The 23607-nt window shown below is 69.7% G+C and carries 25 protein-coding genes, 4 tRNA genes and 1 pseudogene; 9 read left to right on the forward strand and 21 right to left on the reverse strand.

What is annotated here, in order from left to right; genetic code table 11:
* Positions 1 to 99: 99 nt before the first annotated feature.
* The 9 genes from rpoB to ABT154_RS23520 form a co-directional block, all read right to left on the reverse strand.
* Positions 100 to 3582, reverse strand: a complete 3483-nt coding sequence (gene rpoB / locus ABT154_RS23480) for a DNA-directed RNA polymerase subunit beta (protein WP_317874085.1) — start codon at positions 3580 to 3582, stop codon at positions 100 to 102.
* A gap of 548 nt (positions 3583 to 4130) precedes the next feature.
* Positions 4131 to 4511, reverse strand: coding sequence for a 50S ribosomal protein L7/L12 (gene rplL / locus ABT154_RS23485; protein ID WP_351858762.1), 381 nt, complete (start codon positions 4509 to 4511; stop codon positions 4131 to 4133).
* A gap of 109 nt (positions 4512 to 4620) precedes the next feature.
* Positions 4621 to 5151, reverse strand: coding sequence for a 50S ribosomal protein L10 (gene rplJ / locus ABT154_RS23490; protein ID WP_056552434.1), 531 nt, complete (start codon positions 5149 to 5151; stop codon positions 4621 to 4623).
* 248 nt (positions 5152 to 5399) lie between these two features.
* Entirely contained in the window at positions 5400 to 6326 is a 927-nt protein-coding gene (locus ABT154_RS23495) for an SCO4651 family lipoprotein (protein WP_351858763.1), read from the reverse strand.
* 117 nt (positions 6327 to 6443) lie between these two features.
* A complete protein-coding gene (gene rplA, locus ABT154_RS23500) occupies positions 6444 to 7172 on the reverse strand; it encodes a 50S ribosomal protein L1 (RefSeq protein ID WP_056552442.1) in 729 nt (242 codons plus the stop codon).
* 78 nt (positions 7173 to 7250) lie between these two features.
* A complete protein-coding gene (gene rplK / locus ABT154_RS23505) occupies positions 7251 to 7685 on the reverse strand; it encodes a 50S ribosomal protein L11 (RefSeq protein WP_317874083.1) in 435 nt (144 codons plus the stop codon).
* Between the two features lie 158 nt (positions 7686 to 7843).
* Positions 7844 to 8764 carry a transcription termination/antitermination protein NusG gene (gene nusG, locus ABT154_RS23510; protein ID WP_351858764.1) on the reverse strand — a complete coding sequence of 307 codons (921 nt, stop codon included), beginning with the start codon at positions 8762 to 8764 and terminating at the stop codon, positions 7844 to 7846.
* Between the two features lie 44 nt (positions 8765 to 8808).
* On the reverse strand, positions 8809 to 9096 hold the full coding sequence (secE, locus tag ABT154_RS23515) for a preprotein translocase subunit SecE (protein WP_317874081.1): 288 nt from the start codon (positions 9094 to 9096) through the stop codon (positions 8809 to 8811).
* A gap of 103 nt (positions 9097 to 9199) precedes the next feature.
* Positions 9200 to 9272: transfer RNA gene (locus ABT154_RS23520), tRNA-Trp, on the reverse strand.
* A 207-nt stretch (positions 9273 to 9479) separates the two neighbouring features.
* Here ABT154_RS23520 and ABT154_RS23525 point away from each other — a divergent pair.
* Both ABT154_RS23525 and ABT154_RS23530 read left to right on the forward strand, forming a co-directional pair.
* Positions 9480 to 10706 carry a pyridoxal phosphate-dependent aminotransferase gene (locus tag ABT154_RS23525; RefSeq protein ID WP_351858765.1) on the forward strand — a complete coding sequence of 409 codons (1227 nt, stop codon included), beginning with the start codon at positions 9480 to 9482 and terminating at the stop codon, positions 10704 to 10706.
* A gap of 139 nt (positions 10707 to 10845) precedes the next feature.
* Positions 10846 to 11868, forward strand: a complete 1023-nt coding sequence (locus ABT154_RS23530; protein WP_351858766.1) for an adenosine deaminase — start codon at positions 10846 to 10848, stop codon at positions 11866 to 11868.
* On the opposite strand, the gene ABT154_RS23535 is transcribed toward ABT154_RS23530, so the two are convergent.
* Positions 11861 to 12433 carry a TetR/AcrR family transcriptional regulator gene (locus ABT154_RS23535; protein WP_351858767.1) on the reverse strand — a complete coding sequence of 191 codons (573 nt, stop codon included), beginning with the start codon at positions 12431 to 12433 and terminating at the stop codon, positions 11861 to 11863. The two genes, ABT154_RS23530 and ABT154_RS23535, sit on opposite strands and share 8 nt — an antisense overlap.
* Between ABT154_RS23535 and ABT154_RS23540 the strand changes: the two are divergent.
* Positions 12429 to 12665, forward strand: a pseudogene (locus ABT154_RS23540) (NAD(P)H-binding protein); the annotation flags it as partial. The gene ABT154_RS23535 and the pseudogene ABT154_RS23540 sit on opposite strands and share 5 nt — an antisense overlap.
* 33 nt (positions 12666 to 12698) lie before the next feature.
* Here ABT154_RS23540 and ABT154_RS23545 read toward each other — a convergent pair.
* The 6 genes from ABT154_RS23545 to ABT154_RS23570 all read right to left on the reverse strand — a co-directional run bounded on the left by ABT154_RS23545 (position 12699) and on the right by ABT154_RS23570 (position 15259).
* Positions 12699 to 13790, reverse strand: coding sequence for a UDP-N-acetylmuramate dehydrogenase (locus tag ABT154_RS23545; RefSeq protein WP_351858768.1), 1092 nt, complete (start codon positions 13788 to 13790; stop codon positions 12699 to 12701).
* A 27-nt stretch (positions 13791 to 13817) separates the two neighbouring features.
* Positions 13818 to 14246 carry a MaoC family dehydratase gene (locus tag ABT154_RS23550; protein WP_351858769.1) on the reverse strand — a complete coding sequence of 143 codons (429 nt, stop codon included), beginning with the start codon at positions 14244 to 14246 and terminating at the stop codon, positions 13818 to 13820.
* Between the two features lie 2 nt (positions 14247 to 14248).
* Positions 14249 to 14701, reverse strand: a complete 453-nt coding sequence (locus tag ABT154_RS23555) for an FAS1-like dehydratase domain-containing protein (protein WP_317874077.1) — start codon at positions 14699 to 14701, stop codon at positions 14249 to 14251.
* A 118-nt stretch (positions 14702 to 14819) separates the two neighbouring features.
* Positions 14820 to 14984: a 50S ribosomal protein L33 gene (gene rpmG, locus ABT154_RS23560; protein ID WP_007265873.1), complete on the reverse strand. Its 165-nt coding sequence runs from the start codon at positions 14982 to 14984 to the stop codon at positions 14820 to 14822.
* 86 nt (positions 14985 to 15070) lie between these two features.
* Positions 15071 to 15143 (reverse strand) — tRNA-Met (locus ABT154_RS23565).
* A 43-nt stretch (positions 15144 to 15186) separates the two neighbouring features.
* Positions 15187 to 15259 (reverse strand) — tRNA-Thr (locus tag ABT154_RS23570).
* 207 nt (positions 15260 to 15466) lie between these two features.
* Here ABT154_RS23570 and ABT154_RS23575 point away from each other — a divergent pair.
* Positions 15467 to 16750 (forward strand): amidohydrolase family protein, encoded by a 1284-nt coding sequence (locus ABT154_RS23575; protein WP_351858770.1) that lies wholly within the window; start codon positions 15467 to 15469, stop codon positions 16748 to 16750.
* A gap of 2 nt (positions 16751 to 16752) precedes the next feature.
* A complete protein-coding gene (locus tag ABT154_RS23580; RefSeq protein ID WP_351858771.1) occupies positions 16753 to 17409 on the forward strand; it encodes an SDR family oxidoreductase in 657 nt (218 codons plus the stop codon).
* A gap of 68 nt (positions 17410 to 17477) precedes the next feature.
* Here the strand turns inward: ABT154_RS23580 and ABT154_RS23585 are convergent.
* Positions 17478 to 17559 (reverse strand) — tRNA-Tyr (locus tag ABT154_RS23585).
* Between the two features lie 170 nt (positions 17560 to 17729).
* Between ABT154_RS23585 and ABT154_RS23590 the strand changes: the two genes are divergently transcribed.
* The 4 genes from ABT154_RS23590 (at position 17730) to ABT154_RS23605 (ending at position 20714) form a co-directional block, all read left to right on the forward strand.
* Entirely contained in the window at positions 17730 to 18221 is a 492-nt protein-coding gene (locus tag ABT154_RS23590; protein ID WP_317878263.1) for a YajQ family cyclic di-GMP-binding protein, read from the forward strand.
* 105 nt (positions 18222 to 18326) lie between these two features.
* Positions 18327 to 18824 (forward strand): methylated-DNA--[protein]-cysteine S-methyltransferase, encoded by a 498-nt coding sequence (locus ABT154_RS23595; RefSeq protein WP_351858772.1) that lies wholly within the window; start codon positions 18327 to 18329, stop codon positions 18822 to 18824.
* Complete coding sequence (locus ABT154_RS23600) at positions 18821 to 19444, forward strand: alpha-ketoglutarate-dependent dioxygenase AlkB family protein (protein WP_351858773.1); 624 nt, start codon at positions 18821 to 18823, stop codon at positions 19442 to 19444. The genes ABT154_RS23595 and ABT154_RS23600 overlap by 4 nt, the downstream gene beginning before the upstream one ends.
* Before the next feature lie 31 nt (positions 19445 to 19475).
* A complete protein-coding gene (locus ABT154_RS23605; RefSeq protein WP_351858774.1) occupies positions 19476 to 20714 on the forward strand; it encodes an APC family permease in 1239 nt (412 codons plus the stop codon).
* Here the strand turns inward: ABT154_RS23605 and ABT154_RS23610 are convergent.
* The 4 genes from ABT154_RS23610 to mscL all read right to left on the reverse strand — a co-directional run bounded on the left by ABT154_RS23610 (position 20680) and on the right by mscL (position 23605).
* Complete coding sequence (locus ABT154_RS23610) at positions 20680 to 21711, reverse strand: barstar family protein (protein ID WP_351858775.1); 1032 nt, start codon at positions 21709 to 21711, stop codon at positions 20680 to 20682. The genes ABT154_RS23605 and ABT154_RS23610 overlap by 35 nt on opposite strands.
* Positions 21712 to 21719: 8 nt before the next feature.
* Positions 21720 to 22118, reverse strand: coding sequence for a YccF domain-containing protein (locus tag ABT154_RS23615; RefSeq protein ID WP_351858776.1), 399 nt, complete (start codon positions 22116 to 22118; stop codon positions 21720 to 21722).
* Positions 22115 to 22978: a zinc metalloprotease HtpX gene (gene htpX / locus ABT154_RS23620; RefSeq protein WP_332435836.1), complete on the reverse strand. Its 864-nt coding sequence runs from the start codon at positions 22976 to 22978 to the stop codon at positions 22115 to 22117. The genes ABT154_RS23615 and htpX overlap by 4 nt, the downstream gene beginning before the upstream one ends.
* A 171-nt stretch (positions 22979 to 23149) precedes the next feature.
* A complete protein-coding gene (mscL, locus tag ABT154_RS23625) occupies positions 23150 to 23605 on the reverse strand; it encodes a large conductance mechanosensitive channel protein MscL (RefSeq protein WP_351858777.1) in 456 nt (151 codons plus the stop codon).
* Between the last annotated feature and the right edge of the window lie 2 nt (positions 23606 to 23607).

The following is a 23607-nucleotide window of genomic DNA, read 5'->3' on the forward strand; positions in this document are numbered from 1 at the left end:
AATCCCTCTCAGGGTTGTAAGGCTTGGGGTCTGATACGGGGGTCCTGGGGCCGGCCGGGGACTCAGCGGCGTTTCGCCGAGTCCCCGACCGAACTCCCGTCAGACCTCTTCGACGCTGCTCGGCTCGCGCCGGGACAGGTCGATGCCGAGCTCCTCCGCTGCGCGGAAGACGTCCTCGTCGGTGTCGCGCATCTCGATGGACATGCCGTCCGAGGACAGCACCTCCACGTTGAGGCACAGGGACTGCATCTCCTTGATGAGCACCTTGAAGGACTCGGGGATGCCGGGCTCAGGGATGTTCTCGCCCTTGACGATGGCCTCGTAGACCTTCACGCGGCCGGTCACGTCGTCGGACTTGATCGTCAGCAGCTCCTGGAGGGCGTATGCGGCGCCGTACGCCTCCAGCGCCCACACCTCCATCTCACCGAAGCGCTGGCCACCGAACTGGGCCTTACCACCCAGCGGCTGCTGGGTGATCATCGAGTACGGGCCGGTCGAACGAGCGTGGAGCTTGTCGTCGACCAGGTGGTGGAGCTTGAGGATGTACATGTACCCGATGGAGATCGGGTCCGGGAACGGCTCGCCGGAGCGGCCGTCGAACAGCCTCGCCTTACCGGTCGGCTGCACCATGCGCTCGCCGTCGCGGTTCGGGATGGTGTGGTTCAGCAGGCCCGCGAGCTCGTCCTCACGCGCACCGTCGAACACCGGGGTGGCGACGTTGGTGCCCGGGGCGACCTGGTCGGCGCCGATCGCCTGGAGGCGCTGCGCCCAGTCGTCCGCGAGGCCGGAGACGTCCCAGCCGCGGCTGGCGAGCCAGCCGAGGTGGATCTCCAGGACCTGTCCCGGGTTCATTCGGGACGGGACACCCAGCGGGTTGAGGATGATGTCGACCGGCGTGCCGTCCTCGAGGAAGGGCATGTCCTCGATCGGAAGGATCTTGGAGATGACACCCTTGTTGCCGTGACGGCCGGCGAGCTTGTCACCATCGGTGATCTTGCGCTTCTGGGCGACGTAGACGCGGACCAGCTGGTTCACGCCCGGGGGAAGCTCGTCGCCCTCCTCGCGGTCGAAGACACGCACACCGATGATCTTGCCGATCTCGCCGTGCGGGACCTTCAACGAGGTGTCACGGACCTCGCGCGCCTTCTCACCGAAGATCGCGCGGAGCAGACGCTCCTCCGGGGTCAGCTCGGTCTCACCCTTGGGCGTGACCTTGCCGACGAGGATGTCGCCGGCGACGACCTCGGCACCGATGCGGATGATGCCGCGCTCGTCGAGGTCGGCGAGGACCTCCTCGGAGACGTTCGGGATGTCCCGGGTGATCTCCTCCGGGCCGAGCTTGGTGTCACGGGCGTCGACCTCGTGCTCCTCGATGTGGATCGAGGAGAGGACGTCGTCCTGCACGAGGCGCTGCGACAGGATGATCGCGTCCTCGTAGTTGTGACCCTCCCACGGCATGAACGCCACGAGCAGGTTCTTGCCGAGCGCCATCTCGCCGTCTTCGGTGGCGGGACCGTCGGCGAGGACCTGGCCCTCGATGACGCGGTCGCCCTCGTCCACGACGACCTTCTGGTTCACAGAGGTGCCCTGGTTGGAGCGGGAGAACTTGTGCAGGCGGTACGTGATGTACGTGCCGTCGTCGTTGGCGACCGTGATGTAGTCGGCCGACAGCTCCTGGACGACACCGTCCTTCTCGGCCTTGAGCACGTCGCCGGCGTCGGTGGCGCAGCGGTACTCCATGCCGGTGCCCACGAGCGGGGCCTCCGACTTGATGAGCGGCACCGCCTGACGCATCATGTTCGCGCCCATCAGGGCGCGGTTGGCGTCGTCGTGCTCGAGGAACGGGATCATGGCCGTCGCGACCGACACCATCTGGCGCGGCGAGACGTCCATGTAGTCGACCTCGGCCGGCGGGACGTAGTCGACCTCGCCGCCACGCTTACGGACCAGGACGCGGGCCTCGGTGAACTGAAGCTCGTCGTTCAGGGTCGCGTTCGCCTGGGCGATGACGAAGCGGTCCTCCTCATCGGCGGTGACGTAGTCGACCTCGTCGGTGACCTGGCCGTCGATGACCTTGCGGTACGGCGTCTCGATGAAGCCGAAGGGGTTGATCCGGCCGTACGAGGCGAGCGAACCGATCAGACCGATGTTCGGGCCTTCGGGGGTCTCGATCGGGCACATGCGTCCGTAGTGGGACGGGTGCACGTCTCGGACCTCGAAGCCGGCCCGCTCACGGGACAGACCACCAGGGCCCAGCGCCGAGAGACGACGCTTGTGCGTCAGACCCGACAGCGGGTTGTTCTGGTCCATGAACTGCGACAGCTGGCTGGTGCCGAAGAACTCCTTGATGGAGGCGACGACCGGCCGGATGTTGATCAGGGTCTGCGGCGTGATCGCCTCGACGTCCTGGGTGGTCATGCGCTCACGCACGACGCGCTCCATACGAGCCAGACCCGTGCGGACCTGGTTCTGGATGAGCTCGCCGACGTTGCGCAGACGACGGTTGCCGAAGTGGTCGATGTCGTCGGTCTCGACGACGATCTCCGTACCGCTCTCGCCGATCGTCTCGGTCTCGCCCGCGTGGAGCTTGACCAGGTACTTGATCGTGGCGATGACGTCATCGGTGGTGAGCACGCCGGCGTCCAGCGGCTCGTCCGCGCCGAGCTTCTTGTTCACCTTGTAGCGGCCGACCTTCGCGAGGTCGTAGCGCTTCGGGTTGAAGTAGAGGTTCTCGAGCAGCGTCTGAGCGGCCTCACGGGTCGGCGGCTCGCCCGGACGCAGCTTGCGGTAGATGTCGAGCAGCGCGTCGTCCTGGCCCTGGGTGTGGTCCTTCTCCAGGGTGGCGCGCATGGACTCGTACTCGCCGAACTCCTGGAGGATCTGCTCGGTGGTCCAGCCGAGAGCCTTGAGGAGGACGGTGACGGACTGCTTGCGCTTGCGGTCGATGCGGACACCGACCAGGTCGCGCTTGTCGATCTCCATCTCCAGCCAGGCACCCCGGGACGGGATGATCTTGGCGGAGAAGATGTCCTTGTCGGACGTCTTGTCGATGGAGGAGTCGAAGTAGACACCCGGCGAACGGACCAGCTGCGACACCACGACACGCTCGGTGCCGTTGATGACGAAGGTGCCCTTGTTCGTCATGAGCGGGAAGTCGCCCATGAAGACCGTCTGGGACTTGATCTCGCCGGTCTCGTTGTTGGTGAACTCGGCGGTGACGAAGAGCGGGGCGCCGTACGTGAAGTCACGGTCCTTGCACTCGTCGATCGAGTTCTTCGGCGGCTCGAAGCGGTGGTCGCGGAAGGTCAGCGACATCGACCCGGAGAAGTCCTCGATCGGGGAGATCTCCTCGAAGATCTCCTCCAGGCCGGACTTCCTGGGGACGTCCTGTCCCGACTCAAGGGCAGCCTCGACGCGAGCCTTCCAGGCGGCGTTGCCGAGCAGCCAGTCAAAGCTCTCGGTCTGCAGCGCGAGGAGGTTCGGAACCTCGAGGGGCTCCCTGATCTTTGCAAAAGAGATGCGCAGCGGGGCGGTGCTTGCGCCGTTGTTCGTATTGGTCGAGGCGTTGCGCGAGGCGGCCAAGAGGGGGTCCTTCCGAGGGCTCGGACTCACTACGCGCGTACCGGTCCCCAGCAATGCTTCACGGCAGACATTTCCTGAGATGGCCGAAAGGCCAGGTCAGACGGGGTCGGTCCGAGAAGCGGATGCGAAGGTATGCCCCTGGTGACGGGCAGGGGGCAGCTAACAGGCAGCGCAAAGGGTCAGTGTAGCCACTTGGCTCACTGATGTCCAGGGCGAATAATTCGCGACCCTCGTTGCTCTCAACTCCGCGGTACCTCGCGCCGTGCGGCGCACCTCGATACTGCCCGTTCAGTCGTCGATCCATGCCTCGGAAACGGATCGTTGTGACGACGCGTCCTGAGAATTGCGCGCTGCGTGCGGTTCGTCAAGGCCCCCCGGTCTGCGGGGCGCACGGCGAAGATCACCATACTCCGCCTCCGGCGGGCCTCGGGTGCCCCGCCACGCCCTTCCCGGGGACGCCGAAAGGCGACCACCCATAAGGGTGATCGCCTTTCGGTGCTCCCGCGTTACACGGGGGCAGGAGTCAGCTACAGCGACTCGAAACGGTCTTACTTGACCGTGACGGAGGCGCCGGCGGCCTTGAGGGACTCGGCAGCCTTCTCGGCGGCCTCCTTCGCGACCTTCTCGAGGACCGGCTTCGGGGTGCCGTCGACGAGGTCCTTGGCCTCCTTGAGGCCCAGGGAGGTGAGCTCACGCACGACCTTGATGACCTGGATCTTCTTGTCGCCGGCACCCTCGAGGATGACGTCGAACTCGTCCTGCTCCTCGGCGGCCTCAGCGGCAACCGGGACGCCCGGGCCGGCAACGGCGACGGCCGCGGCGGCGGTGACGTCGAACTTGTCCTCGAACGCCTTAACGAACTCGGAGAGCTCGATGAGGGTCATCTCCTCGAACTGGGCGAGGAGGTCGTCCTGAGAGAGCTTCGCCATGATGGGCGATCCTTCCACTAATTCGGCAGGTGCCGGATGTATAGAGAGGCGGGCGTTACGGCCCGCTACGACCTGTGCCTAGGCGGCACAGATCATGACGCGAGCCGAATTACTCGGCACCGCCCTGCTCGGCGAGCTTGACGCGAAGCGCCTCCGCGGTGCGGACGAACTTCGACGGCAGCGCCTGGAAGAGCGAGGCAGCCTGAGACTGCTTGCCCTTGAACGCGCCGGCCAGCTTGCTGAGCAGAACCTCGCGGGACTCGAGGTCCGCGAGCTTCTTGAACTCGTCGGCGGACAGCGCCTTGCCATCAAGGACACCGCCCTTGATGACGAGGTTGGGGTTCTCCTTGGCGAAGTCACGCAGAGCCTTCGCCGACTCCACCGGGTCACCGGTGACGAAGGCGGCCGCGGTCGAACCAGCAAGCTGGTCGTCCAGCGCGGAGATGCCGGCCTGGTTGGCCGCAATCTTGGTCAGCGTGTTCTTCACCACGGCGTACTGGGCGTTCTCACCGAGCGAACGACGCAGCGTCTTGAGCTGCGCCACGGTGAGCCCCGTGTACGAGGTCAGCACGACGGCGTTCGAGCTGCGGAACTTGTCCTCAAGCTCGGCTACCGCGGCAGCCTTGTCGGGCCTTGCCATAGAGCGTCGGCCTCCTTCCGGGTGATGAGGACCGCTCAGAAGGGGCTGACAAAACAAAACGCCCCGGGCGCAAGCGCTCGGGGCTCAGCTCTACCGCATCCGAAGATCCGGGAACTCTTCCACGATCACCTGCGCGGGTCGTTCGCGTCTCAGCGAATCCTTCGGCCACCGCACCTTGACGGCACAGTGACGACCAGCGGTCTTTGGCTTCTGTGGAAGAGTACGCGACCGGGTCGGCCCGGGGCAAATCAGCCCTGGCCCATGCCCTTCAGCATCTCGAACAGGTCCATCGTGTCCTTCGCCGGCGGGGCCTGGACGCTCGCCTTGGCGCCGTAGTCGGAGAAGTGCATCGCCATCTTCACGGTGCCCTGCTTCATCTTCATGCCGACGTCCATCTTGACCGGGTAGCCGTCGCCGTCGACCCAGACCTGGGTGTCGTACGCCGTGATGCCGGCCTTCCGCACACCGTCGATCATCTCGGTGCGCTCCTTCTCGGAGAGCACGTCGAAGGACTTGTTGGCCGCGACCATCTGCTCCAGGGTCAGCGTGCCCTTGTAGTGCTGGGTGTCGACGCCGTCGACCTTCTCCGCGCCGACGTGCTTGAGGTTGGGAGAGTCGAGGAGCATGGCGAGCTGCTTCGCCGGGTCCTGGTTCATGTTCTCCATGCCCCCGGTCATGGACTTCTCCAGGCCCTTGTCCCCGGACGCGGCGGCGATCGCCTTCATGTCGAGCTTCATCCAGCGCTTGCCGCCCATCTCGGCGGCCTGCTTGGCACCCATGTCCATGTACATGGCGTCGCCGAGCATGATCATGCGCATCTGCTCGGGTCCGCCGGGGTTGCCCGCCGTGAGCATGGAGCCCTTGACGGTGATGTCCATCACCGAGGGGTCCCAGCCCTGCACGCCGGTCATCTCCATCGTGCCGCCGCCTTCGAGGCCGGCCGGCATCTCCATGGTCATCCGGATCTTCGCGGTCTTGGCGGCCGAGGTCTTCGTGTACGCGGCCTGGATGACCTTGGTGACGTCCTCCAGGCTCTGCGTCTGCGACTGCGGCTTCGCCGGCGCGTCGGCGGCGCCCTTCTTGGGCTCGTCGCCGTCCTGACAGCCCGCGACACCCGTCACGACGGCCACGGCCGTCAGAGCGATGCCCGCACGCTTCCACGTGGACTTGTTCATGAGTGTTCCCCACCCCTTGATCAACGTCTTTACGGTTCCTTGAACCGTAACAAAGAGCCGGCCCCGCACCTCCGAGGAGGTGCGGGGCCGGCTGACCACTCAGTGAACCGATGGGGTTCAGACCGCGGCCGGGTCCTCCTCGACGAGGAGGTTGCGGGTGCGGTTGGAGTCCAGCGGGATGCCGGGGCCCATCGTCGTCGTCAGGGTCGCCTTCTTGATGTAGCGGCCCTTGGCGGCGGACGGCTTCAGACGGAGGATCTCCTCCAGAGCCGCGGCGTAGTTCTCGACCAGCTTCGTCTCGTCGAAGGAGACCTTGCCGATGATGAAGTGCAGGTTCGAGTGCTTGTCGACGCGGAACTCGATCTTGCCGCCCTTGATCTCGTTGACAGCCTTCGCCACGTCGGGCGTGACGGTGCCGACCTTGGGGTTCGGCATGAGACCACGCGGGCCGAGGACGCGGCCGAGGCGGCCGACCTTGCCCATGAGGTCCGGGGTGGCCACAACGGCGTCGAACTCGTTCAGGCGGTTGCCCTTGGAGATCTCGTCGATGAGCTCGTCGGAGCCGACGATGTCGGCGCCCGCGGCGATCGCGGCCTCGGCACGGTCACCGGTCGCGAAGACCAGGACCCGGGCGGTCTTGCCGGTGCCGTGCGGAAGGTTCACGGTGCCACGGACCATCTGGTCGGCCTTGCGCGGGTCGACGCCCAGGCGGAAGGCGACCTCGACGGTGCCGTCGAACTTCGTGGTGGCGGTGTCCTTGGCGATACGGACGGCCTCGAGGGGCGCGTAGTTCCGCTCGCGGTCGACCTTGGCGTCCGCGGAGCGGAGAGCCTTGCTGCGCTTCACTGCTTCTCCTGTTGGTTCAGGTATGGAGTCGTGGTGCGGGCCGCGCAGGCCCTACCACTGAGGTCACGAGGGGGGTGATCAGCCCTCGACCGTGATGCCCATGGAACGGGCGGTGCCAGCGATGATCTTGGACGCGGCGTCCAGGTCGTTGGCGTTCAGGTCGGGGAGCTTGACCGTGGCGATGTCGCGGACCTGGGCGGCCGTGAGCTTGGCAACCTTGGTCTTGTGCGGCTCGCCGGAGCCCTTGTCCACACCAGCGGCCTTGAGGATCAGCTTGGCGGCCGGCGGAGTCTTGGTGACGAAGGTGAAGGAACGGTCGTCGTAGACCGTGATCTCCACCGGCACGACCATGCCACGCTGCGACTCGGTCGCGGCGTTGTAGGCCTTGCAGAACTCCATGATGTTGACGCCGTGCTGACCGAGCGCGGGGCCGACCGGCGGAGCCGGGTTCGCCGCACCGGCGTTGATCTGGAGCTTGATAAGCCCCGTGACCTTCTTCTTCTTGGGAGGCATTGCTCTCTCCGGGTCCTAGTGAGAGTGTTCAGCCCGCCATCCGGTCATCCGGATGGAGGCATACCGCACAACGATAACGGGTATAGACGCGCGGCCAAAAACCGAGCAGGTCAGAGCGGCTTTGACAGCCACTCTGACCTGGTCGGAAATCTGTGAGATCAGTTCTTCTGGATCTGGTCGAAGCTGAGCTCGACCGGGGTCTCGCGACCGAAGATCTCGACGAGGCCCTTGACCTTCTTCGAGTCGGGGTTGATCTCGTTGATGGTCGCCTGGAGGGTGGCGAAGGGGCCGTCGGTGACGGTGACCGAGTCGCCGACCTCGAAGTCCAGGACCTGGATCTCGAGCTTGCGGGCCGGAGCCGGCTTGCCCTCGGCCTCGGCGGCCTCGCGGGCGGCCTTCTCCTCGGCCTCGGGGGCGAGCATCTTGACGATCTCGTCCAGCGTCAGCGGGTACGGGTCGTAGGCGTTGCCCACGAAGCCGGTGACACCGGGGGTGTTCCGGACGACGCCCCAGGACTCGTTCGTCAGGTCCATGCGGACGAGAACGTAGCCGGGAAGCTTGTTCTGCTTGACGTTCTTCCGCTCGCCGCCCTTGATCTGGACGATCTCTTCCTCGGGCACCTCGGCCTGGTAGATGAAGTCCTCGACGTTGAGCGAGACGGCGCGCTGCTCCAGGTTGGCCTTCACGCGCTTCTCGTAGCCCGCGTAGGTGTGGATGACGTACCACTCGCCGGGGAGCGTGCGCAGCTCCTCACGGAGCGCGGCAACCGGGTCGACCGGGGCGGCCGGCTCGGCCTCCTCTTCGGTCTCTTCCTCGGTGTCCTCGTCCTCCGCGGCCTCGTCCTCGGCCGTGACGGTCTCGACGGTCTCGTCCTCGTCGCCCTCGGCGGCGTCGACGTCCTCGTCGGACTCCTGCTCGTCCTCGTCCTCGTCCTCGACGTGGAGAGCGGCTTCCTCGGCGGCCTCGCCTGCGACCTCGTCAGCAGCGTCCGCCTGGTCCTCGTCGGCGGCCTCGACGATGTCCAGCTCGTCCTCGACGGACTCGGACTCGAAGGCGTCGTTCAGGTTCGCGTCAGACACGGTGGCTGCTTCTTCCTGCGATACAGATGGGGTGGAACAAAAAGTCAGCCGAAGACGTACTTGACTGCTTCCTGGAAGCCATAGTCAATCACGGTGACGAGGCCGATCATGATGACGACGAAGACGATCACCACAGTGGTGTACGACGTCAGCTGATTGCGCGTCGGCCAGACGACCTTGCGGAGTTCCGCGATGATCTGCCGGTAAAAGAGCGCGAGACGGCCCAGGGGGCCCTTCTTTCCGCGCTTGCCGCCCTTGCGCGACTTCTTCTTCGCGTCGGCGGCCTCGTCGTCGGCATCAGGCATGTCGATGGAGCCTACGGCGTCCGTCACGATCTCTCACCTGATTCCGGGTCGGCCGTGCCGCGCCCGGGTGGAGCCGCACGGCGGTGCAATGAAGTACGTACATGCGCACAACACCTGGCGGTGTGTGTAGCAGGGCCGGAGGGACTTGAACCCCCAACCGCCGGTTTTGGAGACCGGTGCTCTACCAATTGAGCTACGACCCTTTGTTGGTGTCCCTCAACGTACCGCATCGTGAGATGTGGTCGCTGCGGGCCAACGAGGAGTGAGCATACGTGGTCAGGGGGCCCCGCGTCGAACAGAAACCACGACGGACCTGCCGCCGGACGCGCGTACGACCGGGAATGACCGTTCCTGTCCGGTCCGTGAAACCTGTGTGCCGGGGCCTGAGCCGGTCTGGGACGATGGGCCGTATGAGCGCTGCTACCCCTCCCACCGAGCGTCGGGTCTCCGCCCGGATCGGTGCGATCTCCGAGTCCGCCACCCTCGCCGTCGACGCCAAGGCCAAGGCCCTCAAGGCCGCCGGGCGCCCGGTGATCGGTTTCGGCGCGGGTGAGCCCGACTTCCCGACCCCGGACTACATCGTCGACGCGGCCGTCGAGGCCTGCAAGAACCCGAAGTACCACCGCTACACACCGGCCGGCGGTCTGCCCGAGCTGAAGGCCGCCATCGCCGCCAAGACGCTGCGCGACTCCGGCTACGAGGTCGACGCCTCCCAGGTCCTGGTGACCAACGGCGGCAAGCAGGCGATCTACGAGGCGTTCGCCGCGATCCTCGACCCGGGCGACGAGGTCATCGTCCCGGCGCCGTACTGGACGACGTACCCGGAGTCGATCCGTCTCGCGGGCGGTGTCCCGGTGGAGGTCGTGGCCGACGAGACCACCGGCTACCGGGTCTCGGTGGAGCAGCTGGAGGCGGCCCGGACGGAGCGGACCAAGGTCGTCCTCTTCGTCTCGCCGTCCAACCCGACCGGCGCGGTCTACACCGAGGCCGACGCGGAGGCCATCGGCCGCTGGGCCGTCGAGCACGGCCTGTGGGTCCTGACCGACGAGATCTACGAGCACCTGGTCTACGGCGACGCGAAGTTCACCTCGCTGCCGGCGATCGTCCCCGAGCTGCGCGACAAGTGCATCGTGGTCAACGGCGTGGCGAAGACGTACGCCATGACGGGCTGGCGCGTCGGGTGGATCGTGGGCCCGAAGGACGTCGTGAAGGCCGCGACGAACCTCCAGTCGCACGCCACGTCCAACGTGAGCAACGTCGCGCAGATCGCCGCGCTCGCCGCCGTCTCGGGCAACCTGGACGCCGTCGCGGAGATGCGCACCGCCTTCGACCGTCGCCGCCAGACGATCGTGCGGATGCTGAACGAGATCGAGGGCGTGTACTGCCCGACGCCGGAGGGCGCGTTCTACGCGTACCCCTCGGTGAAGCCGCTGCTCGGCAAGGAGATCCGCGGCAAGCGCCCGCAGAGCTCGGTCGAGCTCGCGGCCCTGATCCTGGACGAGGCCGAGGTCGCGGTCGTCCCGGGCGAGGCCTTCGGCACCCCGGGCTACCTGCGTCTTTCGTACGCGCTGGGCGACGAGGACCTGGTGGAGGGCGTGTCCCGGATCCAGAAGCTGCTGGCCGAGGCCACGGACTGAGCGAGTCCGGCCTGCTCTTGGGAGGGGGCCGGACGGGCCCCCGGTTCTTCGGAACCGGGGGCCCGTTTTTGCGTTCTAGCGAGGTCCCGATCGGGGAAACGGGCTGTGTTCGTCCATTCGGGTAGGGCAGGATCGGCCGATGGAGCACGAATACCGCGATCTCACGACCCTTCCGAAGGCCCATCTGCACCTGCACTTCACCGGTTCGATGAGGCCCTCGACCCTGCTCGAACTGGCCGACAAGTACGGGGTGCGCCTCCCCGAGGCGCTCAAGGGCGGTACGCCTCCCCGGCTGCGGGCGACCGACGAGCGCGGCTGGTTCCGCTTCCAGCGTCTCTACGACGTCGCCCGCTCCTGTCTGCGCGCCCCCGAGGACATCCAGCGGCTCGTGCGCGAGGCGGCCCAGGAGGACGTCAGGGACGGTTCCGGGTGGCTGGAGATCCAGGTCGACCCCACCTCGTACGCCCCGCACCTCGGCGGGCTCATCCCCGCCCTGGAGATCATCCTCGACGCGGTCGACGCGGCCTCGCGGGAGACCGGGCTCGGGATGCGGGTGCTGGTCGCGGCGAACCGGATGAAGCACCCGCTGGAGGCGCGTACGCTCGCCCGGCTCGCGGTGCGGTTCGCGGACCGGGGCGTCGTCGGCTTCGGGCTCTCCAACGACGAGCGGCGGGGCATGGCGCGGGACTTCGACCGGGCCTTCGCCATCGCCCGTGACGGCGGTCTGCTCGCGGCCCCGCACGGCGGCGAGCTGACGGGTCCCGCTTCGGTACGGGACTGCCTGGACGACCTGCGGGCGGCGCGGGTCGGCCACGGCGTGCGGTCGGCGGAGGACCCGCGGCTGCTGCGCAGGCTCGCGGAGCGCGGGGTGACCTGCGAGGTCTGCCCCGCGTCGAACGTGGCCCTCGGGGTGTACGAGAAGCACGAGGACGTGCCCCTGCGGACGCTCTTCGAGGCGGGGGTGCCGATGGCGCTCGGCGCGGACGACCCGCTGCTCTTCGGCTCGCGGCTCGCCGCGCAGTACGAGATCGCCCGCCGGCACCACGCCTTCACGGACGCGGAGCTGGCGGAGCTGGCCCGGCAGTCGGTACGGGGCTCGGCGGCCCCGGAGGACGTACGGGCGAAGCTGCTCGCGGGGATCGACGACTGGATCGCTAGCTGATCCCCCTGAGCAGGGTGCGGGCGAGCCCGCGGGCGAAGTCGTCGAGGGAGTCCGGCGGCCTGCGGTCCGGGCTCGTCTCCCAGGCGAAGGCGCGCTGGACGCAGGCGCCCAGGAGCAGCGACGCGGCGGCCACCGGGTCGGCGTCGGCGGCGATGCGCCCGTGCCGCTGCTCGGCGCGCAGACAGGCGGCGAGGCCCTCGATGGGCTTGTGGGGGCCGCGCCCGTAGGCGTGCATGACCTCTTCGTGGCGCTGCTTGAGCCGCGGTTCGGCGTAGAGGGAGGCGGCGATCGGGAACGTCTGTTCGTAGAAGAGCGCGGCCTGCCGGGCGACCTCGGCGAGGTTCTCCTCGACGGTACGGCCGCCGGGGTCGGCGGCGAGGGTGTCGAGGAGTCCGCCGAGCCGGGGCAGCCTCTCGTTGAGTACGGCGAGGAACAGGGCCTCCTTGCTCGCGAAGTACTTGTAGAGCGCGGCCTCCGAGCACCCCGCGGCCTTGGCGATCTCCTTGGTCGTGGTGCGGGCGAGCCCCACGGTCCGCATGAGGCCGCGGGCGGCGTCGACGGACATCTACGCCGACCTGCGGGTGATGGAGTCCGAGCTCGCCGCGAGCGGCGCCGACTGGACCTCCGTACGCCCGCCCAAGCTGACGGACAAGCCGGTCACCGGCCGCTACCGCACGGTCGTCGGCGGGAACCCGCCCCGGGGCCGCTCCCTCGCCCGCGCGGACGTGGCCCACGCGATGCTGTCGATGATCGACGACCCGGCGACGGTCAAGCAGGGCGTGGGCGTCGCGTACTGAACAGCCGCGGGCCGAACAGCCGCGTACGGAACCTCAGAGGCTGACGCCGACCGTCACCGGCTCGTTGACGAGGGTGATCCCGAAGGCCTCGTGAACCCCGGAGACGACCTCGCGGGCGAGCGCCAGCAGGTCCTCGGTGGTCGCCTCGCCCCGGTTGGTGAGGGCGAGCGTGTGCTTGGTGGAGATCCGCGCGGGCCCGGAGCCGTACCCCTTGGTGAACCCGGCCCGGTCGATCAGCCAGGCGGCTGAGGTCTTCACCTCGCCGTCCCCGCCCGCGGGGAAGGCCGGCGGGGCGACGTCCGCGCCGAGACGCCCGGCCACGCGCGCGAGGAAGGTCCCGTACTCCCCTGCCGTGAGGATCGGGTTGGTGAAGAAGGAGCCCGCCGACCAGGTGTCGTGGTCCTCCGGGTCCAGGACCATGCCCTTGCCGGCGCGCAGCCGCAGCACGGTCTCGCGGGCGGTCGCGAGGGGCACCCGGTCGCCCGCCTCGACGCCGAGGGCGCGGGCGGTCTCCGGGTACTTGATCGGGGCGGACATCCCGTCCGCGTCCTCCAGCTCGAACCGGACGCGCAGCACCACGTACCGCTCGGGGTGGTCCTTGAAGACGCTGTGCCGGTACGAGAAGGCGCACTCGGCGCCCGTGAGGGTGACGGTCTCCCCCGCGCGCCGGTCGTAGGCGACGACCTCGGTGACGGTGGCGGAGACGTCCTGCCCGTAGGCGCCGACGTTCTGGATGGGGGTCGCGCCGGCCGAGCCGGGGATGCCGGCCAGGCACTCGATCCCGGCGAGCCCGGCCTCGACGGTCCGGGCGACGGCGTCCGTCCAGACCTCGCCGGCGGCGAGTTCGAGCCGGGTCCCGTCCAGGGCGAAGCCGGTGGTGGCGATGCGCAGCGCGGTGCCGTCGAAGCCCTTGTCCCCGATGACCAGGTTGGAGCCGCCGCCGATGATCAGCAGCGGGGTCCCCGCGGCATCGGCCTCACGCACGGCCGCGACGACCTCGTCGTCCGTGGTGGCGGTGACGAGCCGGGCGGCGGGGCCACCGAGCCGGAAGGTGGTCAGGGGCGCGAGGGGGGCGTCGTTGAGGAGCTGCACGGGCTCAAGAGTACGGGCCCCGCTTTCCGCCACGGCGGAAAGCGGGGCCCGTCAGCCGCGTCAGGCGAGCCGGACCACGGCCCGGCTCATCCCCAGCACCTTCTGGCCGGCGCACATCGCCGTGAGGTCCACCCGGACCCGCTGGTCGTCGAGCTTGGCCGCGACCTTGGCGCTGACCTCGATGAGCGCACCGGTCCCGTCGTCGGGGACGACGACGGGCTTGGTAAAGCGGACGCCGTACTCGACGACGGCGGCGGGGTCGCCGGCCCAGTCGGTGACGACGCGGACCGCCTCGGCCATGGTGAACATGCCGTGGGCGATGACGTCGGGCAGGCCGACCTCCACCGCGAACTTCTCGTTCCAGTGGATGGGGTTGAAGTCCCCGGAGGCGCCCGCGTACCGCACCAGCGTGGCGCGCGTCACGGGGAAGGCCTGCGCGGGCAGCTCGGTGCCGACCTCGACCTCGTCGTAGGCGATCTTCGCGGTCATGGTCAGACCCCCTCGGGTGCGCGGGAGACGAGCTTGGTCCAGGCGGTCACCACGTGCTCGCCGGAGGCGTCGTGGACCTCGCCGCGGATGTCCAGGATGTCGTTGCCCGCGAGGGACTTGATCGCCTCGATGGTGGAGGTGACCGAGAGCCGGTCCCCGGCGCGGACGGGCCGGGTGTAGGCGAACTTCTGGTCGCCGTGCACGACGCGGCTGTAGTCCAGGCCCAGCTGCGGGTCCTCGATGACCGCGCCGGCCGCCTTGAACGTGATGGCGAACACGAAGGTCGGCGGGGCGATCACATCGGAGTGCCCGAGCGCCTTGGCCGCCTCGGTGTCGGTGTACGCGGGATTCGCGTCGCCGATCGCCTCGGCGAACTCGCGGATCTTCTCGCGGCCGACCTCGTAGGGCGCGGTGGGCGGATAGGTCCGGCCCACGAAGGACTGGTCGAGCGCCATGGACTCGATACCTCCTGGATTTGTTGCCGAGGGCTCCGGCGGTGCCGTCGCCGTCTGTGTGCCGACAAACGACACGAGGCCGCCCCCGCAGTGGGGACGGCCTCGTGTACGAGCCTGATTAGCGCGTCTCGCGGTGCGCAGTGTGCGAGTTGCAGCGGGGGCAGTGCTTCTTCATCTCCATGCGATCCGGGTTGTTACGCCGGTTCTTCTTGGTGATGTAGTTCCGCTCCTTGCACTCCACGCAGGCCAGCGTGATCTTCGGGCGGACGTCGGTGGCAGCCACGTGAGTGCTCCTTGGACGGATGGGACGGATGAACGCATAAAAGAGTAGCCGATCGAAGGACCGACCCCACAATCGGCTACCGTGTGTAGCGGTGACCGGACTTGAACCGGTGACACAGCGATTATGAGCCGCTTGCTCTACCGACTGAGCTACACCGCTTTGATGATCCGGATCCCGCCCGAAGACGGGTCCTTCTCACCAGAGCCCCAATACGGAATCGAACCGTAGACCTTCTCCTTACCATGGAGACGCTCTACCGACTGAGCTATTGGGGCGAGCGAGGAAGACATTACACGGTCTCCGGCCCATCACCCAAATCCGTTTCGCGGAGCCCCCGCGAGGGTCCCCACCAGGCGTCCCGTACGCCACTCGTGGCCTCATCGGTACGACTATTGCGCTCCTCCTCGAAGCGCGGACCGAGCGCCCCTAGGCTCGGCCCCCACGCTGCGTGATCTTGATCTTGAGGAGCCTTGAGGAGCCCGATGTCAGCCGACAGCAAGCAGCCCACGCCGCCGCCCGAGGACGGGGCCGCCACCACGGCCGACTCGACCTCCCTCCTGCTCTCCCACGCACGGCTCACCGACGGGCGGACCGTCGACGTACGGCTCGTCGGCGGGCGTATCGAGGCGGTCGGCACGGCCGGCAGCCTCGCCGCCGTCGGAGCACGGGTCGACCTCACCGGTTATCTGCTGCTGCCCGCCGCCGCCGAACCCCACGCGCACGCCGACACCGCTCTCTCCGCAGACTCCCCCGGGCCCGTCTCGTACGCCCCCGAGGAGGTGCAGCGCCGGGCCACCGAGGCCGCGCTGCTCCAGCTCGGCCACGGCGCCACCGGGCAACGCGCGCACGTGCGGACCGGCGACGTCCACGGGCTCGGCCCGCTCGAAGCCGTCCTCCAGGCCAGGCGCTCACTGCGCGGCCTGGTGGACCTCACCGCGGTCGCGGTGCCGAGGCTGCTCACCGGGGTGGCGGGCGCCGACGGCCTGGCGATGCTGCGGGACGCGTTGAAGATGGGCGCCGGGGTGGTCGGCGGCTGCCCGGACCTCGACCCGGACCCCTCCGGCTACGTGGAAGCGGTTCTGGAGGTCGCGGCCGAGCACGGCGTCCCGGTCGACCTGCACACCGACGGCGGCGACCCGGCGCGGCTCGCCCGGCTCGCGGCGATGGCCGGCGGGCTGCGCCCGGGGGTGTCGATCGGCCCGTGCGCGGGGCTCGGCCGGCTGCCCGCCGAGGTGGCCCGGCGGGCGGCGGACGGGCTGGCGGCGGCCGGGGTGACCGTGGTGTGCCTGCCGCAGGGCGGCTGCGGGAGCACGGAGCGGCGCGGCTCGGCGCCGGTACGGCTGCTGCGGGCGGCGGGGGTGCGGGTCGCGGCGGGCAGCGGGGCGCTGCGGGACGTGGCGAACCCGGTGGGGCGCGGCGATCCGCTGGAGGCGGCATACCTGCTGGCCTCGCTCGGCGGGCTCCCGCCGGAGGAGGCGTACGCGGCGGTGAGCGCGGAGGCGCGGGCGGTGATGGGGCTGCCGGAGGTGCGGGTGGAGGCCGGCTTCCCCGCGGAGCTGCTCGCGGTGCGCGGCGAGCGCCTCTCGGGCGTGCTGTCCCTCGCGTACAGCCGGCTCGTGGTGCACCGGGGGCGGGTGGTGGCCCGGACCAGCGCGGTACGGGAGTACTGCGACTCGGCGGCGGCGCTGGACCTGCCGAGGCAGGCGCGCCCGGAGCGTCCGCCGGAGCCGGGAAGCCCTCCGGCCGGTCCCGTCGTACGGTCGTGAGTATGCGCATCGTCATCGCTGGAGGACACGGACAGATCGCCCGGCGCCTGGAGAGGCTGCTCTCGGCGGGCGGGCACGAGGTCGCGGGGATCATCCGCAGACCGGAGCAGGCGGGGGACCTGCGGGACGCGGGCGCGGAGCCCGTCGTCCTGGACCTGGAGTCGGCGTCGGTGGAGATGGTCGCCGCGGTGCTCCAGGGCGCGGACGCGGCGGTCTTCGCGGCGGGCGCGGGGCCGGGCAGCGGGGCGGACCGCAAGGACACGGTGGACCGGGCGGCAGCGGTGCTGTTCGCGGACGCGGCGGAGCGGGCGGGCGTGCGGCGCTTCGTCGTCGTCTCCTCGATGGGCGCCGACTCCACCCACCCGGGCGACGAGATCTTCGACGCGTACCTCCGCGCGAAGGGCGCCGCCGACGACGAGGTCAGGTCGCGTACGGCGCTGGACTGGACGGTCCTGCGCCCGGGTTCGCTGACGAACGACGCGGGCACGGGCATGGTCCGACTGGAGGCCCGCACGGGCCGCGGCCCGGTCCCCCGGGACGACGTGGCGGCGGTCCTGGCGGAACTCCTGGACACCCCGGCGACGGCCGGCCTGACCCTGGAACTGATCGCGGGCTCGACCCCGCTGTCGGTCGCGGTGAAGGACGTGGCCGGAAACTGAGCCCCCGCCCGGCCCGCGGAAACGCGAGAAGGTCCCCGGTGCAAGCACCGGGGACCTTCCGTATCGCGTGGCGACGCCAGGATTCGAACCTGGGTAGGCTAAGCCGACGGATTTACAGTCCGCTCCCATTGGCCACTCGGGCACATCGCCATGAGATCGCTGCCGTGGAGCCGCTTTTCTGCGGTGTTCCGTGGCAACGACGTAAACGATACCTGATCCCAGGGGGTGCTTCGCCACCGGATTGATCAGCCGTTCGGGCCGTTGCGCACCCCCTAGGCTTTGGGCTGTACCCCCAGCATCCGAGCAAGGAGCCACGAGTCATGGCCGACTCCAGTTTCGACATCGTGTCCAAGGTCGAGCGGCAGGAGGTCGACAACGCCCTCAACCAGGCCGTGAAGGAGATCTCGCAGCGCTACGACTTCAAGGGAACCAACGCCTCGATCGCCTGGTCGGGCGAGAAGATCCTGATGCAGGCGAACGGCGAGGAGCGCGTCATGGCGATCCTCGACATCTTCCAGTCCAAGCTGATCAAGCGGGGCATCTCGCTGAAGTCGCTGGACGTCGAGGGTGAGCCGCAGCTGTCCGGCAAGGAGTACAAGCTCTTCGCCTCCGTCCAGGAGGGCATCTCCCAGGAGAACGCCAAGAAGGTCGCGAAGGCCATCCGCGACGAGGGCCCCAAGGGCGTCAAGGCGCAGGTGCAGGGCGAGGAGCTGCGGGTCAGCTCGAAGAGCCGGGACGACCTGCAGGCCGTTCAGGCGCTGCTCAAGGGCAAGGACTTCGACTTCGCGATCCAGTTCGTGAACTACCGCTGACCCCTCAGCGGTCGTGAAGGTCATGTCCGAATACCGCCAGCCCGAGGTTCGGCGGTCCCCGCACACTGGGTCTGTGGAAGACCCGTGCGGGGAGAGGAACCAGCCATGACCGTGTACGCGTACGCCGACGGCCCCCTGGGCGAGATGCTGCTTGTCGGGCAGCTCGCCGGAGGGGGCCGTGCCGTGCTGCGCTCGCTGTCCCTGCCGGGGCAGAAGGGTGCCGTCGAGGTCGAGGACGGGTGGGTCCTGGCGCCCGAGGCCTTCGGCGAGGCCGTCGAGCAGCTCGGGGAGTACTTCGCCGGGCACCGGCACCGGTTCGAGCTGCCGCTCGACGGCGAGGCCGGGACCCCGTTCCAGCGGCGCGTCTGGCAGGCGCTGGAGGAGATCCCGTACGGCACGACCGTCTCGTACGGGGAGATCGCGCGGCGCGTCGGTTCCCCGGGCGCCGGGGTGCGGGCGGTGGGGACCGCGATCGGGCGCAATCCGCTGCTCGTGGTGCGGCCCTGCCACCGGGTGATCGGGGCCGACGGGAGTCTGCGCGGGTACGCCGCCGGGCTGGAGCGCAAGGAGCGGCTCCTGGGCCTGGAGGGGGCCCTGGTGTGACCGAGGGGCTGTTCCCGCGCGAGCGGGCCACGGTGGCGCCCGGCGCCGTGCACGTCCCCGGGTGGCTGCCGTTCGCCCGGCAGCGGGAGCTGGTGGACGTCTGCCGTGAGTGGGGGCGGGGGCCGGTGCCGTACCGGCAGACCGTGCTGCCCGGCGGGGGCGTCATGTCGGTGCGCTCGCTGTGCCTGGGGCGGCAGTGGGAGCCGTACCGCTATCTCGACACCGTCGGGGTGCCGCTGCCCGGCTGGCTCGTGACCTTGGGCCGGGAGGCGCTGGTCGAGGCGTACGGGGACGACGGGGGTTTCACGCCCGACACCGCGCTGGTGAACTTCTACGCGCCGGGGGCGCGGATGGGGATGCACCAGGACCGGGAGGAGCGTTCGGGTGCGCCGGTGGTGTCGCTGAGCCTCGGGGACCGGTGCGTGTTCCGCTTCGGCAACGAGGAGAGCCGGGGCCGGCCGTACCAGGACGTGGATCTGGCCTCCGGGGACCTGTTCGTGTTCGGCGGGGTGTCCCGGTGGGTGCACCACGGGGTGCCGAAGGTGTTCCCGGGGACGGCCGATCCGGAGCTCGGGCTGACCGGACGGCTGAACATCACGCTCAGGGAGACCGGGCCGTAGACACGCCGGGACACCCCCTAGGCTGCGGCGCATGACTGGTGAGCTGCGGCGGTCCCTCGGTGTCTTCGACGCGGTCGTGATCGGGCTCGGTGCCATGGTCGGGGCCGGGATCTTCGTCGCCCTCGGGCCGGCCGCCGGCGCCGCCGGGTCCGGCGGCGGGCTGCTGCTCGCGCTCGGGACCGCCGCCGTCATCGCGTACTGCAACGCCATGGCCTCGGCCCGGCTCGCCGCCCGCCACCCCAGCTCCGGCGGCACCTATGTGTACGGTCGCGAACGCCTGGGACCCTTCTGGGGGTATCTGGCCGGCTGGGCGTTCGTGGTGGGCAAGACCGCCTCCTGCGCGGCGATGGCGCTGACCGTCGGGGCGTATCTGTGGCCGGGGCAGGCGCACGTGGTGGCGGTGGCCGCCGTGGTGGCCCTGACGGCCGTGAACTACGGGGGAGTTCAGAAGTCGGCCCTGCTCACGCGGGTGATCGTGGCGCTGGTCCTCGCGGTCCTCCTCGTGCTGGTCGTGGTCTCCCTCGGGGCCGGCGGGACCTCCCCGCTCGCGCCCGGCGGGGAGCTGACCTTCGGCGGCGTCCTCCAGGCCGCGGGTTTGCTCTTCTTCGCGTTCGCGGGGTACGCGCGCATCGCCACGCTCGGCGAGGAGGTCCGCGATCCGGCCCGGACGATCCCCCGTGCCGTACCCCTCGCGCTCGGGATCGCGCTCGCCGTGTACGTGCTCGTCGCGGTGAGCGTGCTCACCGTCCTCGGCCCCGAAGCCCTGGCCGACTCTCCCGCCCCGCTGACCGACGCGGCCCGCGCGGCCGGCGCCGACTGGCTGGTGCCGGTGGTCGCGGTGGGCGCGGCCGTCGCCGCTCTGGGCTCGCTGCTCTCGCTGATCCTCGGGGTGTCCCGTACGGCCCTGGCCATGGCCCGGGACGGGTATCTGCCGACGGCGCTCGCGGCCGTCCACCCGCGTTTCCAGGTGCCGCACCGGATGGAGCTCGCGGTGGGCGCGGTGGTGGCCGTGGTGGCGGCGACGGCGGACGTCCGGGGTGCGATCGGCTTCTCGTCGTTCGGGGTGCTGGTCTACTACGGGATCGCGAACGCCTCGGCCTGGACGCTGGGGCCGGAGCGGCGCCCGCTCGCCGCGCTCGGGCTCGCCGGGTGCGGGGCGCTGGCCTTCGCGCTGCCGTTCGGTTCCGTCCTCGCGGGCTCGGCGGTCGTCGCGGCGGGGGCCGTGGCGTGGGCGGTCAGCCGAGGACGAGCCGTACCCCCGCGGCCGTGAGGCCCTCGGTGATCTCGTGGAAGGTGGCCGGGCGCCGTCCGGTCAGCGGGCGCACGCCGAGGCAGGCGCGGGCCACGTCGGCGTGGTGCCAGACGAGGGTGGCGCCCTCCAGTGCCTCGCCGACCGCCCGGACGTCTCCCGCGCGGGCGTGGCCGGGGCCGCGGAAGGCGTGACCGGGGCCGTGGACGGTCTCGCCCACGGCACAGAGGAAGGAGTCCTCGTCGAGGACGCCGGTGCCGTCGAGGTGGTAGGTCGCGCCCGGGACGACCTCCCGGGCGCCGTACGAGCCGAGTGCGGCGGCCTGGGCCAGCCACAGGGCCCGGCCGGGGCCGGGGAAGCGGCGCCAGGTTCCCGGCTCGGTGGGCCGGTCGCGCCAGAAGAGGTCCCACACGTCCCGGGTCGGGTGCGGCAGGAGGCCCGTACGGGAGAAGGACACGGTCAGGTCGATCAGACCGCGGTGGCCGGCGGAGGTGTCCCAGCCGGTGACGTGGCCCGCCTCGGCCTCGTGGTGGTGGTTCCCGAGCCAGGTGAGGCCCTGGTAGCGGACCGCCTCGAACTCCTCGGCGCCGGCGGCCAGGGCGTCGCGGAGCGCGCCGCGCGGGGAGCAGCCGAGGAAGGTGACCTCGGTGCGGCCGGTCCCGGTCTCGCGGGCGACCGGTATGAAGTGGGCGCACGGGGTGGTGCCGTACGCCCCGGGGACGCGGCGAGGGGCGCCCGCGCTCTCGACCGTGACGGTGTCGCCGCGCGCGCCCAGGACGCGGACGGCGTCGAAGCGCCAGGGCCCGTCGGGGGTCTCCACATCGAGGGTGCCGAGCGGGGCCGTGCCCTCCACGATCGCCTCGGTGACGGCGCGGGCCAGCTCGCCGCGCGGTTCGCAGCCGCGGAGCTCGTACCGCGTGCGGGGCGGCGGGTCGGGTTCGCCGAAGAGGCCTTCGACGTCCGTGCAGAGCGCGACCGCGTACCGGCCGGAGAGGAGTGCGTACCTCGGGTTCTGCACCGGGCACCTCAGCGACTCTGGTAGCCGTACGCCTGGTCCGTGGGGACGATCTCCTTGCCCAGTGGCAGCAGCGAGACCGGGATCATCTTGAAGTTCGCGATGCCGAGTGGGATGCCGATGATCGTGATGCAGAGGGCGATGCCGGTGGTGATGTGACCGAGGGCCAGCCACCAGCCGGCGAGGATCAGCCACAGCACGTTGCCGACGCAGGAGGGCGCGCCCGCGTCACGGCGGTCGACGACCGTCTGGCCGAAGGGCCACAGGGCGTAGACGCCGATGCGGAACGCGGCGAGCCCGAAGGGGATGCCGATGATCGTGATGCAGAGCAGGACGCCCGCGAGCATGTAGCCCAGGAACATCCAGAAGCCGCACAGGATCAGCCATATGACATTGAGGATCGTCTTCACGGTCGGTGACCTGCCATCTGTTCGAGCCGGGCGATGCGCTCGGCCATCGGCGGATGGGTGGAGAACATCTTGGACATGCCCTGTCCGGGCCGGAAGGGGTTCGCGATCATCATGTGGCTCGCGGTCTCGATCCGGGGCTCGGGGGGCAGCGGCAGCTGCTTGGTTCCCGCGTCCAGCTTCCTCAGGGCGCTGGCCAGGGCGAGCGGGTCGCCGGTGAGCTGGGCGCCGGAGGCGTCGGCCTCGTACTCCCGGGAGCGGGAGATGGCCAGCTGGATCACGGAGGCGGCGACCGGGCCCAGGATCATGACCAGGAGCATTCCGAGCAGTCCGGGGCCGTCGTCGTCGTTGGAGCGGCCGACCGGGATCAGCCAGGCGAAGTTGACCAGGAACATGATCACGGAGGCGAGGGCTCCGGCGACCGAGGAGATGAGGATGTCCCGGTTGTAGACGTGGCTCAGCTCATGGCCGATGACCCCGCGCAGCTCGCGCTCGTCGAGGATCGCGAGGATGCCCTCGGTGCAGCAGACCGCGGCGTTGCGCGGGTTGCGGCCGGTCGCGAAGGCGTTGGGCGCCTGGGTCGGCGAGATGTACAGCCGTGGCATGGGCTGTCTGGCCTGTGTGGAGAGCTCCCGCACGATCCGGTAGAGCCCGGGTGCCTCGAATTCGCTGACCGGGCGGGCGCGCATGGCCCTCAGCGCCAGCTTGTCGCTGTTCCAGTACGCGTACGCGTTGGTGCCCAGCGCCACGACGAGCGCGACGATCAGCCCCGTACGGCCGAAGAAGCTGCCGATGACGATGATGAGGGCCGAGAGCCCTCCGAGGAGTACGGCGGTCCTCAGCCCGTTGTGCCGGCGGTGCACGGTACGCCCTCCAAGTGGTGCGGCAGGGGAACCCTTTGCTGCGTGGTCGTCCTCCCGGACTGCGTCCGGGGGGAGGCCCACCTCCAGTGGACCCTTCCGTACTGGTCAACGCCAGGCGGGAAGCTCGGGTTCCCCGGGCCGCACCGGGGGTGGTGTGCGCCGTTCGGGTGATCAGCGGGCCGCGGGGACGGCGAGCTTCTCCAGGCCGGTGGCGACGGGCTCGACCTCGCTGGTGCAGTGGGCGCAGCGGGAGGCGATGGCAGGGATCTCGGTGAAGCAGCGGGGGCAGTCGCGCTTCTCGGCCTTGGGGTCGGCGGCCTCGGCCTTGGCGAACTTGACCTGGATCTTGGTCATCGGGACGACGATCAGGAAGTAGAGGACGGCGGCCGTGATGACGAAGGCGATGATCGCCGCTATGGCCAGGCCGTACGGGAAGACCGTGCCCTGGATCTTGAAGCTGGCCTCGCTGAAGTCGCCGACGGAGCCGGTGGCGAGACCGATGAGCGGGGTGATGAAGGCCTTGCTGAAGCCCGTGACGACGGCCGTGAACGCGGAACCGACGGCCAGACCGATGGCCATCGAGATGACGTTCCCGCGAAGTATGAAGTCCTTGAATCCGTTCAGCACGG

The sequence above is a fragment of the Streptomyces sp. NPDC001728 genome, from assembly GCF_040297565.1.
Lineage (GTDB): Bacteria > Actinomycetota > Actinomycetes > Streptomycetales > Streptomycetaceae > Streptomyces.